Source organism: Vibrio bathopelagicus (assembly GCF_014879975.1).
Lineage (GTDB): Bacteria > Pseudomonadota > Gammaproteobacteria > Enterobacterales > Vibrionaceae > Vibrio > Vibrio bathopelagicus.
In genome coordinates this window covers 1,621,255-1,634,763 of record NZ_CP062501.1, presented here as the reverse complement: position 1 = coordinate 1,634,763, position 13,509 = coordinate 1,621,255, and the positions used below count along the sequence as shown (strand labels likewise).

The following is a 13,509-nucleotide window of genomic DNA, read 5'->3' as shown; positions in this document are numbered from 1 at the left end:
AACGTGACGGATTACGTTATTCGGCGATATAATTTATCTAGCGGGCATGTATGCCCGTTTTTTTTCGCCTAAAATTTGTGGCTTGAGCGGTTGTTTGTTGATTGGTCACGTATAATGGGTGCTTCATACCGCGCGAAATAAGCACAATTAATGAGAACTCTTCCTGTCTTAATCCTACCTTTGTTATTGGCTCTGAATACCCTTTCATTTTCTGTGCAAGCGAGTGAAAGTTGGTGGTTGCGAACAGTATTCAATACAAGTTCTGTTCAGCCAAGTTCTCAAAACTATATCAACGATATCGATCTCATGGATTGTGGCGAAGTTGAAGGTACTCTGTTGTGCAGTGATCAAACCAAGTATTACGATTTGGATGTTTATGTTGAACTGGAGTTAGATGAATCAAGCGTCGAAGTAGTTCGTTTAAACCTGCCATATTCGAACTTAAGTCACACAAAGCTTCAGGCATACCTTCGCCAAGATGGCTTTGCTCTCAGCTCAATTCGCATTGGAAAGGATGAATTCGATGTCGTCGCTCAACTTGAACAAGCGAAACGTGAGGGAGTAGGTTACGACAAGGTCGATAAACAACTCGTTGAATTTATTAATGCGCCACATCGTTCCTCTGAGCAAAAGAGTCGATGGAATGTTCCTAATGTAGCTATCCCTTGGATTGAGTTAATCAGTGACGGGAATAAACTGACTTTTGAACTTAATCGTTTTTAATTACTCAAATTTATAGATAGTTTCGTGATTCATTAGAGTAAATAAGCCTTTTGGGAGAACGCCTGACGGGCAGACAGCAAGCTATTATTGATTTAAGTGTTCGTTTTTCTGTGGCTCTCACATTTTTAGTAAGCGTTTACCTTTGCCATTTGTTATACGTTGAGCCTTCGGTAAAACGAGCTTAGGATACGTTCAGTATTGATAAAGGAGACAACCCATGGTTGCAAGAGTAACGACAGCGCCACAAGGCCCAGAACTTTCTGAGTTGGTGCAAGGATACTGGCGTACAGCAGAATGGGGTATGACCCCGCAACAACGCCTGACTTTCCTTAAGCAGCATATTGATCTTGGCATCACAACTGTTGATCACGCGGATATTTACGGTAACTACCAATGTGAAAAGTTGTTTGGTGAAGCATTAGCGCTTGAGCCAAGCCTTCGTGATGATATCCAAATCGTCACCAAGTGCGATATCAACTTGTGTGGTGACCATACTCCTGATCGCAAGATCAATCACTATGACACCAGCGCACACCATATTTACCAATCGGTAAATAATTCTCTGGAGCGTTTGGGTGTAACCGAGCTCGATGTATTACTGATTCACCGCCCAGATGTACTGATGGATGCGGATGAAGTGGCAGAAGCGTTCGCAGAGCTGCATAAGGTCGGTAAAGTTAAGCACTTTGGTGTTTCTAACTTTTCACCACGTCAGTTCGACTTATTGCAATCTCGACTAGGTAAGCCTCTAGTGACTAACCAAGTTGAAATTAACCCGCTGAACTTCGAAGTTGCCCATGATGGCACGTTAGATCAACTGCAGATGAACCGCATTCGCCCAATGGCGTGGTCTTGTCTTGGTGGCGGTAGCATTTTCAGTGGCGATTCAGCACAAGCGATTCGCGTTCGTGATGAGCTAGAAGCGATTCGCCAAGAAGTGGGTGCAAACAGCATTGATCAAGTGATTTACGCTTGGGTCCGCCGTTTACCATCTAATCCAATTGCAATTATTGGTTCAGGCAAGATTGAACGTGTGAAGACGGCCGTTGATGCACTGAAAATCGAACTGACTCGCGAGCAATGGTACCGCGTATGGGTTGCATCTAAAGGTCACGGCGTGCCATAGAAAGTTATTCTACTAGAAGTAAAAGCCAGCGAAGAAAGCTGGCTTTTTTGTGTTCGCCTAACATGTTTCTTCAAAACTGTGATTAAAGTGGAATAATTTTCAAAAACACTCATAATGCACTCTGTTTTTCACCAGTTGGATATTTCCATTGAGCACTTCAAAATTCTCTTCAATCGCCCTTAAACCAGAGCTTCTAAATACGTTAGATTCTCTTGGTTATACTGAAATGACGCCTATTCAAGCGTTAAGTCTTCCTACTATTCTGAATGGCAAGGATGTTATCGGTCAGGGTAAAACGGGTTCAGGTAAAACAGCTGCTTTTGGTTTAGGCGTGCTGCAGAACCTACGCGTTAAGCGTTTCCGTGTTCAGTCTTTAGTGTTATGTCCGACTCGTGAGCTTGCAGACCAAGTAGCAAAAGAGATCCGTACTCTTGCTCGTGGTATTCACAATATTAAAGTGCTGACACTTTGTGGCGGTATGCCGATGGGACCACAGATTGGTTCACTAGAGCATGGCGCACATATTCTTGTGGGCACTCCTGGTCGTATCCTTGACCACTTAGAGAAAGATCGTATTGATTTGTCTGAGTTGAACACACTTGTGTTAGATGAAGCTGATCGCATGCTAGAAATGGGCTTCCAAGACGCTTTGGATGCAGTGATTGAAGCGGCACCAAAAGACCGTCAAACGTTATTGTTTAGTGCGACTTTCCCTAAACAGATTAAATCTGTTGCAGATCGCATCATGCGTAACCCTGAAATGGTGAAGGTTGAATCAACGCACGATCACTCAAGCATCCAACAACATTTCTACAAAGTTGAAGGTACTGAAGCCCGTGATGACGCATTAGAACTACTGCTTCTTCATCATCAGCCAGAATCAGCGGTTGTGTTCTGTAACACTAAGAAAGAAGTACAGAACGTAAACGACGAGCTTAGCCACCGTGGCTTCAGCGTTATCGAGCTTCACGGCGACATGGAACAGCGTGAACGTGACCAAGCTTTGGTTCAGTTCTCAAACAAAACCATCTCTATCTTGGTTGCAACAGATGTTGCTGCTCGTGGTCTTGATGTTGATAACCTAGATGCTGTGTTCAACTTTGAGTTGTCTCGCGATCCTGAAGTTCACGTACACCGCATCGGTCGTACTGGACGTGCAGGAAGTAAAGGCGTAGCTATCAGCTTCTTTAGCGAAAAAGAGATGCACCGTGTTGCTCAAATTGATGAGTACATGGATATGCCAATCGAACCGTCTCAGATGCCAGCAAAACCAATTGCTAAACCATATTACTCAAACATGGTTACTATCCAGATTGATGGTGGTAAGAAGGCTAAACTTCGCGCTGGTGATATTCTTGGTGCGTTGACAGGCCAAGGCGGTATTGATGGTAAATCAGTAGGTAAGATCAACTTGTTCGCGATGCGTGCTTACGTTGCTGTAGAAAGATCAATGGCTAAGAAAGCATTAGGTAAAATCGAATCAGGTAAAATGAAGGGTCGTCAGTTCCGCGCCCGAATTCTGAAGTAATTCGAGATTGTCTCCCTTTACTGCTAAGTCATGCTAGTGATAATGCAGTAAAGGGTGTTCCACAGTCAGTGGCGTATCAAACGTTTATTCATCAGGTCTGATCGAATAGAAGTCGTTGATATGTCTTCCTTCGCTAAGATACCAAGTCATCGCTTCCTGTCGATTATTAGCGGATATCGTAATTTTTGTCAGTCTTCCATCGTCAAAATAACAAAGCTCGTACTCTAACTCGCTTGTATAATGAGGAGTAGCGGCCATAGCTTACCTCCCAAATATTAATCATTTGAAAATAAGTAAACCATTCGTTTATAGGGTTCGTTTACGTCAAATGAGCAATAAAAATCCAGTTACATCACTGCCATTAATTATTTTTAGTTTAATCATTTGTCGAAATGGCTAAATTAGCAAGTCTGAGTCTCAATTTATCTCAAAGTTTTTACGGCCATTGCTTATTAAGGCTACTTTTATAAGAGCTAAAATTAGCGTTATAAGAGCTAGAGCTAACCTTAAAAGGGTGAATTAATGGATTTACTGAATATCGTGAGAGGGTTTAATGAGAAAGTGTCGATGGTTAGTCTTATTGGTCTGTTTTATATTCTCGGGTTGCGGGACTAAATTTGCCTACAACAATATAAGCTGGTTTGCGGTTAGCTATATTGAAGACTTTGTTTCTCTATCCAACAGTCAAGAATCAGAGCTCGAAGAACGCCTCGACTTGTTACAGCAATGGCATAAAGAAACTCAACTGCCGCTGTATATTTCGCAATTAGAAGCGATTCAAAACCTAGACCGTTCTGATATGAACTCTGCTTTTATCATTGATCAAAGTGAACAAACTAAAAATCATATTCGCTCAATCGTTAATAAGTTCTCTCCTGATATTTACGCATTAAGTATGCAGCTTACCCCAGAGCAAGATAACGAATTCTTAAAGAACTTTAGAGAAAAGCAGCAAGAGTATTACGAAGAAAGATTGTCATTGAATGATGAAGATTCGAGAGAGCGTTATCGAAGTCGAATTGAAGAACGGTTAGAACGATGGCTAGGGTCGGTATCGAAAGAGCAAAAAACGATTATTTTTACTTGGTCTCAAGAGTGGGTAAATACTAACGATAGCTGGCGGCAATATCAAAATAATACTTATCAAGACCTAACGACACTTATGCAAAAGAAGGCCGATTTACATATTGCACAGCCAATTATTATGAAGCTACTTTTGAACAATGCAGCTTATTATCCGCAAGAATTGGAGTTTAAGCTTGATAAGAATATGCATACATCAGCGAAGTTCTTGGCCGATATTTCGGCAGTGAGTAGTGATAAGCAATGGGCTTATTTTATGAATGAGTTAGAGAGCCTTAAATCAACGCTGGTGGTGCTGCAAGAATAGGGCGGTTCTGAGTAACACCCGTATATAGTAAGGCTGGTTTCGCGAAACGAATCAGCCTTTATTTCGATCTATGGTTTGTATTTGAGGGTTTAATTACGATGGCTCATCAGCAGCTTTGGAATCGAGCCTTTAGCGGTCTTAGATATTTTTTGCATCAGTTGAAAGCTCGGCTGTTGAATGCCGTGATCACTTTGCAGTTCATCAATCATCAATAACCATAACCGCGCTGTCATTTCTGAATCGGCTAACGCTCTGTGGAAAGTACCGTCGTTGTCGATATTCTTAAAGCGCACAAGGTCGCCTAGCTTATGAGTCGGTGCGTCTTGGATGAGACGGCGAGCAATCAACATTGAGCAAGCGAACTTGCCCGTATAGTCTCGGCCAATAAAGTCTAATTCCGCATCGAGAAAGCGCTTATCAAACGACGCATTGTGAGCAACAAGTTGGCTGCCTTGGATAAAGTCTGCAAACTCATCCATCACTTCGCTGCAACTGGCCGCTGTGCTTAACATACGGTTATTGATTCCGGTATAGTTTTCAATGAACCCGCTAACACGAAACCCTGGGTTCATGAGTTGCTGGAAGGTGTCGACGACTTCGCCGTTAACTAATTTAACCGCACCGATTTCAATCGCTCGGTCACCCATGTTTGGTGATAAGCCTGTGGTTTCGAAATCGAGAACGATAACGGAGTCTGCGGAGTTTGGAGCCATCGTGTTTCCTAATTACTATTGGGTTGTATCGCTTTATATGGAGCGTTTAGTCTTGCTACAGGGCGATCTATTGCGTGTTGTTGCTGATAGTGAGCTCAGTGTAACCCGTCGAATCGTCATGCTCTCTGTTGAAGGTCAAGGTATCGTAGCGGTGAACAATCAATTCAGCGGTGGTTGCGATAATCGTGCCTTCAAGCAAATGCCCACCAATCACATTTCCATTTTCATCAGCAACCGATATATGAATATGCTGGTGGTTTGGGGTTAGCGTTGCCATAAGCGACACAATTTCGAACGGAGCTGTGATTAGCTTGGTGTTGTTCGCATTAGCCAAACGAATATTGAGTTGAGAAACACACCCGACACAAGACGCGACAGAGCCCGCTGAGATATTGTGCGCGGTCACAAACTTTTGGAGTTCAAGCTTTAGATCTTGGCCTCGGGTTAATCTCGTTGCGATAGGAGTGATCATCTTATTGCCTCAGTTTTATTTGTATTTCAAAGAACAAAACGAAGCCACATTGGGCTTCGTCTTATTTTTATTTTGGCTAACGCGACTTTCGTATTTTCTGTAGCTGAAATTACTTAGTCTTGTTGCTGTTCTCTTTTCTTCTTAGGAACGAAGTTCAATACTGAAATTGGTACTTCTTTGCGTGGTTCGAAACCTTCAACAACGCGACGTTCAATCAAGTGGCCAAGACGTTTTTCAATGATGCACAGATTTTTGAAGTTATCTTTCGATAGGAAAGAGATCGCTTCACCAGACGCATCAGCACGGCCTGTACGACCAATACGGTGAACATAGTCGTCAGCTGGGAATGGGATGTCGTAGTTGACTACGCGACTTAGATTATCGATATCGATACCACGAGCAGCAACACCTGTTGCAACTAGATATTTTAGACGACCTTTCTTGAAGTCAGCCAGAATCTTTTCACGAATCGCTTGGCTACGTCCACTGTGGAAAGCTTCAGCTTGGATGCCACGCTTTTCAAGTTGAGCAACCAACTTAGCTGCACCGTGCTTGGTCTCGATAAAGATAAGCGCTTGGTCCCACTCACCGTCAGTGATCATGTGGCTTAATAGTGCAGACTTACGGTCTTTATCGACGGTCACCAACCATTGTTCGATGTTTGCTTTAGAAGCGTCAGTTTTGGCGATAGAAATCTCTTCCGCTTCACTGATTGCGCTTTTCGCTAGCGCACGCACTGGCGTTGATAGTGTTGCTGAGAACAACAGGTTTTGAATGTTTTGTGGCAAACGCGCGATGATCTTGTTGATGTCTTCAATGAAGCCCATGTCTAGCATGCGGTCGGCTTCATCAAGAACCAGTACTTCGACTTCATCAAAGTGAACGGCACGCTGTCCGTACATATCGATCAAACGACCAGGTGTTGCCACAAGAATATCAACGCCTTCAATAAGACGATCTTTCTGGTGCTGGTAAGACACGCCACCGTACATCGCCAATGAGGTTAGGTTTAGGAACTTCGCGTACTTAGTAATGTTCTGTTCAACTTGAATCGCAAGCTCACGAGTTGGTGTCAGAATAACAGCACGAATACGTTTTTTACGTTGTGTTTCACCTTTACTTAGCATTTCTAAGATAGGGAGAACAAAGCTCGCAGTTTTACCTGTACCTGTTTGTGCAGCAGCAATAAGGTTCTTACCAGAAAGTACAATCGGAATTGCTTTTTCTTGAATAGAGGTTGGCTTTTCATAGCCTTGTTTTGCAACGGCTTTAACAATAGGTGAGCTTAATCCAAGCTTGGAAAATGGCATAAGTTTCTCGGTATGATTTGGCTAAATAGCGATGGAAAGGTTCAACAATCTTATACAAGGATAAGATTAATGGCGGCATTCTACCATGTTGCTTGTGTACCGCTAGTAACATAGACACTTTAGTTGGATAATACTGGCTCAATAAGACGACGATAAGACAGGGATGTATGGAAATTACGCCGAATGAACGCGATGCAGTATATAAAACGATTTTTTCTCGCCGAGATGTTCGTGGTCAGTTTCTTCCTGATGAGATCCCAGAAGACGTTTTGATGCGTGTGCTAACCGCAGCGCACCATGCTCCCAGTGTGGGGTTCATGCAGCCTTGGGATTTTGTCGTCGTTCGTGATATCGAAACCAAACAGCAGATCAAAGCGGGTTTCAATCAAGCTCATGCAGAATCCGCGGAAATGTTCACCGATGAAAAGCAGGCGATGTATAAGCGTCTAAAGCTAGAAGGTATCGTCGAATCACCTATCGGTATCTGTGTGACTTGCGACCGTAATCGAACCGGAAAGGTTGTGTTAGGTAGAACCATTAAACAAGAGATGGATCTATACAGCACCGTTTGCGCGGTTCAAAACCTGTGGCTCGCGGCAAGAGCCGAAAACCTAGGTTTAGGATGGGTGAGTATCCTGCATGACTCAACACTGCGAGACGCATTAGATATCCCAGAAAACATCGATATCGTGGCGTACTTATGTATCGGCTACGTTGACCACTTCAAAGATAAACCCGAACTAGAAACCATGGGCTGGCTACCAAGAAGAGACGTCAACTCAGCGATTCATGAAGGGAAGTGGAACTCTAGTAAATCTGACTGACATAAAGGCTCTCATGTCGATGTAATTTATTGATATTAAATGCCAAAGTTCGTTATAGATATTTCAGCACAAAGTTGAATTTATAAATTCATACTGATATTAATGATACTTGAATCACCGCTCTAGCCTGGAATCCAATGAACGACGCTAACTTACGTAGACTTCAACAACTTACTGCAAAGTACGAATTAGGCGAAGAGTACCACCTCACGATCGATGATCTAGAGCATTCGCTGTCGACTTCGCGTAGAAACACCTCGATAGTTCTGAAATGCTTATCTGAGTACCACTGGATTTGTTGGATTCCGTCCAAAGGGAGAGGGAAACTTAGTCAATTTAAGATCTTGGTTAGCTTCTCAGAAGCATTAGAGCAAGTGTTAGCGCTGCAGTTAGAGCAAGGCCGCTTTAACGTTATTCCTCGCCTTCTAGAAAGCTATGGTGCCGCAGCAATAAAGGCACTGACATTAGCGACTGAAAAACATAGTCTGTTCAATGAACAGCATGAGCATTTGCTGATTACTCAATACCCATGGGTTGATAATCTTGAGCCTGCTAAAACATACAGAATCGCTGAACATCAAATATTAAGAAGTATCTACAATACTTTATTAGTCCAAGACCACGAGGGGAATCCCCAAGCCAGCCTCGCGCACCATTGGAAGATAGAAGGTCGCTTTCTGCATTTTTGGTTAAGGCCGAATGTTTTATTCCATGACGGCGATACGTTAAGTGCGAAAGATGTTGCTCAATGTTTGTTACGGTTGAAAAGCATCGATGGCCCTGTACAGTCTTTGTTTGAACAGGTCAGTGATGTTCAAGTGGTTGGTGATAAACAACTGACTATCGAGCTGACACATGCAAATCCTATGTTTATATATGCGTTGTGTAGTGCACACGCGTCTATTTACCGTTGTAAGCGAACGTATTTCTCTAGTGGGCGCAGTGCCTATATGGGAACGGGTCCTTTCTCATTAGACGATTGGAGCGAAGAAAGCCTCGTTCTAAAACGTCATCGTGGCTATTTTGCTCAAAATGCTTTGTTAGAAAAGATAACGCTTACCGACATTGAGGGACTAAACGATCACACCCTGAGTTTTAATCGATCTGGCGTCGCAGAAGAAACTACTATCAATGCTCTTTCGTACCTTGCGGTTAATCGCAGGGAAGGCTCAGGAATTACCCCTGATGACTTAGACAGCTTGGTATTGTTTATCAAATCCAGCAGTAAAGAGTTTGGCGCCGATATGATGACGGACGATTTGTCTTTCTCGCCTAGCGAAATAACGAGCAGTATCCTCACTCCCGCTTTGACGGGAACTGTTGTATTAACACGACCTAAAATGACTATTCCTTTGCTTCAAGATATGGCGGACTGGCTGCAGCAAACTATTGTAAAGACTGGCGTCACTATCAAAGTCGTTGAACTTCCTAATATTAGTGATCCTAGCTCAATGAGTGAGTCGGCAGACCTGTTATTTATCGAAGAAATTATTGAACAACCAAAAGATTATGGTCTTTATGATTGGTTACTTGCTGCATCTGGACTCAGATTTATTTTCAATAGCTCTGAGATGAAGGAGCATTGTGAGATAGTTCGATCAGCCGTCAGTGGCGACAATCCACTTGACGATTTGAAACTAATTGAACATTCGCTTTATCAACAGAAGCTACTTTGTCCGTTATTCCACGGTAAAGAGAAGGTGTCTAACAGTGTTGAGGTTCATGGCGTAGAGATAAACAAAACAGGTTATAGTGATTTTTATAAGCTTTGGATATCTTCGAGCGAGAAGTAATTAATCTATTTTTGAGTGTATCCCCTTCTTTTATAGCGTCTTGGTCAAAATGAAAACATGCATGAATTGCCTATAACCCTTTCATGTTTCTTTTGAATACCAATCGTTACTATGACTCACTATGACGATAAAAGTCATTCTCGGTCATCCCCCCCAATGACAGTTCTACTCATTAATCTATTTCATTAGGATCTCATCGAATGAAACTTAAGCTTATTTCTATCGCGCTTATCGCTGGTGGCCTTACGGCGTGTGGCGGAGGGGGCGGTGGTAGCAGTACCAGTGCTCCCGCTCCTCAAACAAAAACCTTACAAGGTGTGGCTATCGATGGTTATATTTCAGGGGCGACCGCGTTTTTGGACATCAATTATAATGGTGTGTTAGATGAAGGTGAGCCAAGCAGCATCACAGACGATGAAGGCAGCTATGAATTGTCTCTAACGGGCTCTAATTCAGACTGCATGGATTACGCCCCAATCGTAGTGAACGTGCCGATCGGCGCAATTGATGCGGATAGCCCAAACACGCCGATTACTGAACCTTATCAGTTAGTATTCCCACCAGTCATGACGGTGAGTTCCAATCAAGAAATTAAGTCTACGACACCACTCACGACTGTTTTATGGAATCAGATCCAAGCCGATCTGTATAAGGGTGGTTTAAACAGTTGTTCAGCTTTGAAGCAAGCCGTAAACACCCAAAATAGCATTATCCAAAATGTGAAAGAACATGACTTTCGAATTGCGAATCGATACAACATCGCAGTGGAGGACTTGTATGGCGATTTCGTTAAAGATCAAAATACGGAGCTCTATGAGTTAGCGCAGAAAATGATGCCAGCCATTAAAAAATCGTATCAAGAGACGAAAGATATTCAAAAAGAGAACCCAAAAGCTCAGCAAGCTTATGTTGATTATTACTGGGAGCATTGGGATTACTCCAAGAAGAACGAAATTAATAAGTGGTATAAAGTTAAAACAGTGATGACCGCAGACAAGTTGATTGTCATTGAACATGAAGTGTCCGCTGATCTGCAGACTGAGCTGGCTTTAAATAAACATATTGAGCGTAATGGCCAAAAGAAAAATGGCTTAGAGTATGACAAAGAAGCTTGGTTCTCATTGGATAGTGATGGAACGGAATATTCATGTTCGGTGCAAGAGACGATCAAGCAGCAGGTTTTGCCTAACTCACTCGCGACCTTTGGTGTGTTGAACCGTGGTTGGTCTAAACAACCTGATTGGGAAAGTTGTTCACGTCAAAATATCAATGCTGGATTCATGCAAACCTTGTCGGCAGATGTTGTCGGTGACTACAAAGATCAGTTTACCCAAGTACAAGCGAAATTTAATTTTGAAAATAACGCACCACATCCAGAGTGGGTTAATCTAGGTGATTCATTGGATAGTGTGTCGCGCAGCGACTTCGATGCGCTCAATTACCTATCGGTAGATTTTAATGACAACAGTTCATATGGCTCTGACAGCTGGAACAGACATAAGTATGCGTATATTGAAAATACGCCGTTTGATTATACTCAAACGATAACGTCTAGATATTCTCAAGGTAACTGGACTAAAGGTTATTATTACCAGAATGGGACAAGTCGATTTGAGTGTTCAGATGATGGTGTGAACTGGTCAAAAGACACTTGTAAGTAACGCTGACGAAATCGTTACTTAATAACTCTAGATACCTTAATACAATAAAAAATCCAGTGTCTACAAGACACTGGATTTTTAGTTTTGGCTACCTGCTATCTGTTTTAGATATACAAGCCAATTTAGATATACAAGCCAATTTAGATATGCAAATTGAGAGCCTAAGCGATCTCAATCTTCTCAGCTTGGTTCTGTTCTACCATAGACAGTGCTAGCGCTTCCGCGGCTTTAATACCGTCGATACCAGCAGATAGGATACCACCTGCGTAGCCTGCGCCTTCACCTGCAGGGAAGAAGCCCTTTAAGTTGATGCTTTGGAAGTCTTTGCCACGTTTGATACATACAGGAGAAGACGTACGAGTCTCAACACCAGTTAGTAGGCCGTCTGGCGTAGAGAAACCTTTGATCTTCTTCTCGAACGCTGGGATTGCTTCACGAATTGCTTCGATAGCAAAATCAGGTAGTGCTTTTGAAATGTCCGTTAGGTGGATACCCGGCGTGAATGATGGTTTCACTTCACCGATTTCACTTGGATCGCGACCTTTCAGGAAGTCACCGATTTTCTGTGCAGGGGCGTCGTAGTTCTCGCCACCTAGAACATAAGCCGCACTTTCTAACTCTCGTTGTAAACGGATACCCGCTAGTGCATCTCCTGGGTAATCACGCTCTGGGTCGATACCCACTACGATTGCGCTGTTTGCGTTGCGCTCTGCACGAGAGTATTGGCTCATGCCGTTGGTTACTACGCGGCCTTCTTCAGAAGTCGCAGCAACAACAGTACCACCTGGGCACATACAGAAGCTGTATACAGTGCGGCCATTTTTACAGTGGTGAACGAGTTTGTAGTCCGCAGCACCTAGGATAGGGTTGCCTGCGTTCTTACCGAAGCGAGCTTCATCGATCATCGCTTGCTTGTGTTCAATACGGAAACCAACAGAGAAAGGTTTAGCTTCCATGTAAACGCCACGTTCATGCAGCATTTCAAACGTATCACGAGCACTGTGGCCAACAGCCAGTACAACGTGGCGAGATTTGATCTCTTCACCGTTAGAAAGCGTTAAGCCAGTGATTTGACCGTCTTCCATGTGAACGTCGTCTACGCGAGTGCTGAAGCGGATTTCGCCTCCTAGCTCAATGATAGAAGCACGCATCTTCTCGATCATGGTAACCAGTTTAAAGGTACCGATGTGTGGCTTACTTACGTATAGGATTTCTTCTGGTGCGCCAGCAGCAACAAACTCTTCGATTACCTTACGGCCGTAGTGTTTTGGATCTTTAACTTGGCTGTATAGCTTACCGTCAGAGAATGTACCTGCGCCACCTTCACCAAACTGCACGTTTGATTCTGTGTTCAGAGTACGCTTACGCCAGAAACCAAAGGTATCTTTAGTCCGTTCACGAACTTCTTTGCCACGCTCAACGATGATTGGGTTGAAGCCCATTTGAGCAAGCACTAGGCCTGCGAACAAACCACAAGGGCCAAAACCGATAACGACAGGGCGCTCAGTTTGGTTCTCAACCGCTTTAGCTACGAATTTGTAAGCCATATCAGGCGTTACTTTTACGTGCGGGTCGCTAATGAATTGCTCTAATAGTTCATCTTCGTTTTCAACGAGAACATCAAGCGTGTAGATAAGGAGGATCTTCGATTTCTTACGAGCATCGTAGCCACGTTTAAAGATATTAAAAGAGATAATTTGATCAGCATTGATACCAAGTTTTGCTTCAATAGCGCCTTGAACAGCTGATTCTTCGTGGTCTAGAGGGAGTTTAATTTCGGTTAAACGTATCATTTCGATGTCTCGTCTTTATAGGTGTCTTAGCCAGACCGCTTATTGAACCTGTAAAGCTGAGTGTAAAAGCCGAGGTTTCAAAAAAGCAGTAAGCTCACAATGGCGCGCATTTTACGAGAAATTGATTTATCTGTCATACTAATTTGGAAAGATGGAGCAAATAGGCACGATATTAG

General features: G+C 43.1%; 12 protein-coding genes. 7 read left to right on the top strand and 5 right to left on the bottom strand.

The features are described 5' to 3' along the window. Positions 1-150: 150 nt before the first annotated feature. From IHV80_RS23555 to dbpA, 3 genes are all read left to right on the top strand, one after another. Positions 151-723 (top strand): hypothetical protein, encoded by a 573-nt coding sequence (locus IHV80_RS23555; RefSeq protein WP_192891211.1) that lies wholly within the window; start codon positions 151-153, stop codon positions 721-723. Between the two features lie 217 nt (positions 724-940). Then, on the top strand, positions 941-1,849 hold the full coding sequence (locus tag IHV80_RS23550; RefSeq protein WP_192891210.1) for an aldo/keto reductase: 909 nt from the start codon (positions 941-943) through the stop codon (positions 1,847-1,849). Positions 1,850-1,997: 148 nt separating this feature from the next. Then, positions 1,998-3,377: an ATP-dependent RNA helicase DbpA gene (dbpA, locus tag IHV80_RS23545; protein ID WP_192891209.1), complete on the top strand. Its 1,380-nt coding sequence runs from the start codon at positions 1,998-2,000 to the stop codon at positions 3,375-3,377. A gap of 84 nt (positions 3,378-3,461) precedes the next feature. Here the strand turns inward: dbpA and IHV80_RS23540 are convergent, their stop codons facing one another. Continuing rightward, a complete protein-coding gene (locus IHV80_RS23540; protein WP_192891208.1) occupies positions 3,462-3,635 on the bottom strand; it encodes an RNA helicase in 174 nt (57 codons plus the stop codon). Positions 3,636-3,930: 295 nt separating this feature from the next. Here IHV80_RS23540 and IHV80_RS23535 point away from each other — a divergent pair, with 295 nt between their 5' ends. Continuing rightward, the gene (locus IHV80_RS23535) at positions 3,931-4,767 is read left to right on the top strand and encodes a DUF6279 family lipoprotein (protein WP_192891207.1); all 837 of its coding nucleotides are present in this window, start codon (positions 3,931-3,933) and stop codon (positions 4,765-4,767) included. A gap of 89 nt (positions 4,768-4,856) precedes the next feature. Here IHV80_RS23535 and IHV80_RS23530 read toward each other — a convergent pair whose 3' ends face one another. The 3 genes from IHV80_RS23530 to IHV80_RS23520 all read right to left on the bottom strand — a co-directional run bounded on the left by IHV80_RS23530 (position 4,857) and on the right by IHV80_RS23520 (position 7,262). Next, positions 4,857-5,480, bottom strand: a complete 624-nt coding sequence (locus IHV80_RS23530) for a 3'-5' exonuclease (RefSeq protein ID WP_192891206.1) — start codon at positions 5,478-5,480, stop codon at positions 4,857-4,859. A 67-nt stretch (positions 5,481-5,547) separates the two neighbouring features. Next, on the bottom strand, positions 5,548-5,952 hold the full coding sequence (locus IHV80_RS23525; protein WP_192891205.1) for a PPC domain-containing DNA-binding protein: 405 nt from the start codon (positions 5,950-5,952) through the stop codon (positions 5,548-5,550). Positions 5,953-6,065: 113 nt separating this feature from the next. Continuing rightward, positions 6,066-7,262 carry a DEAD/DEAH box helicase gene (locus IHV80_RS23520; RefSeq protein ID WP_010431064.1) on the bottom strand — a complete coding sequence of 399 codons (1,197 nt, stop codon included), beginning with the start codon at positions 7,260-7,262 and terminating at the stop codon, positions 6,066-6,068. Positions 7,263-7,429: 167 nt separating this feature from the next. On the opposite strand from IHV80_RS23520, the gene bluB reads away from it, so the two are divergent. From bluB to IHV80_RS23505, 3 genes are all read left to right on the top strand, one after another. Further along, positions 7,430-8,086, top strand: a complete 657-nt coding sequence (bluB, locus tag IHV80_RS23515; protein ID WP_192891204.1) for a 5,6-dimethylbenzimidazole synthase — start codon at positions 7,430-7,432, stop codon at positions 8,084-8,086. A 137-nt stretch (positions 8,087-8,223) separates the two neighbouring features. Continuing rightward, on the top strand, positions 8,224-9,879 hold the full coding sequence (locus IHV80_RS23510; protein ID WP_192891203.1) for an ABC transporter substrate-binding protein: 1,656 nt from the start codon (positions 8,224-8,226) through the stop codon (positions 9,877-9,879). A 200-nt stretch (positions 9,880-10,079) separates the two neighbouring features. Further along, positions 10,080-11,540 carry a hypothetical protein gene (locus IHV80_RS23505; protein WP_192891202.1) on the top strand — a complete coding sequence of 487 codons (1,461 nt, stop codon included), beginning with the start codon at positions 10,080-10,082 and terminating at the stop codon, positions 11,538-11,540. A 161-nt stretch (positions 11,541-11,701) separates the two neighbouring features. Here the strand turns inward: IHV80_RS23505 and IHV80_RS23500 are convergent, their stop codons facing one another. Next, positions 11,702-13,333, bottom strand: coding sequence for an NAD(P)/FAD-dependent oxidoreductase (locus IHV80_RS23500; RefSeq protein ID WP_192891201.1), 1,632 nt, complete (start codon positions 13,331-13,333; stop codon positions 11,702-11,704). Positions 13,334-13,509 lie beyond the last annotated feature (176 nt).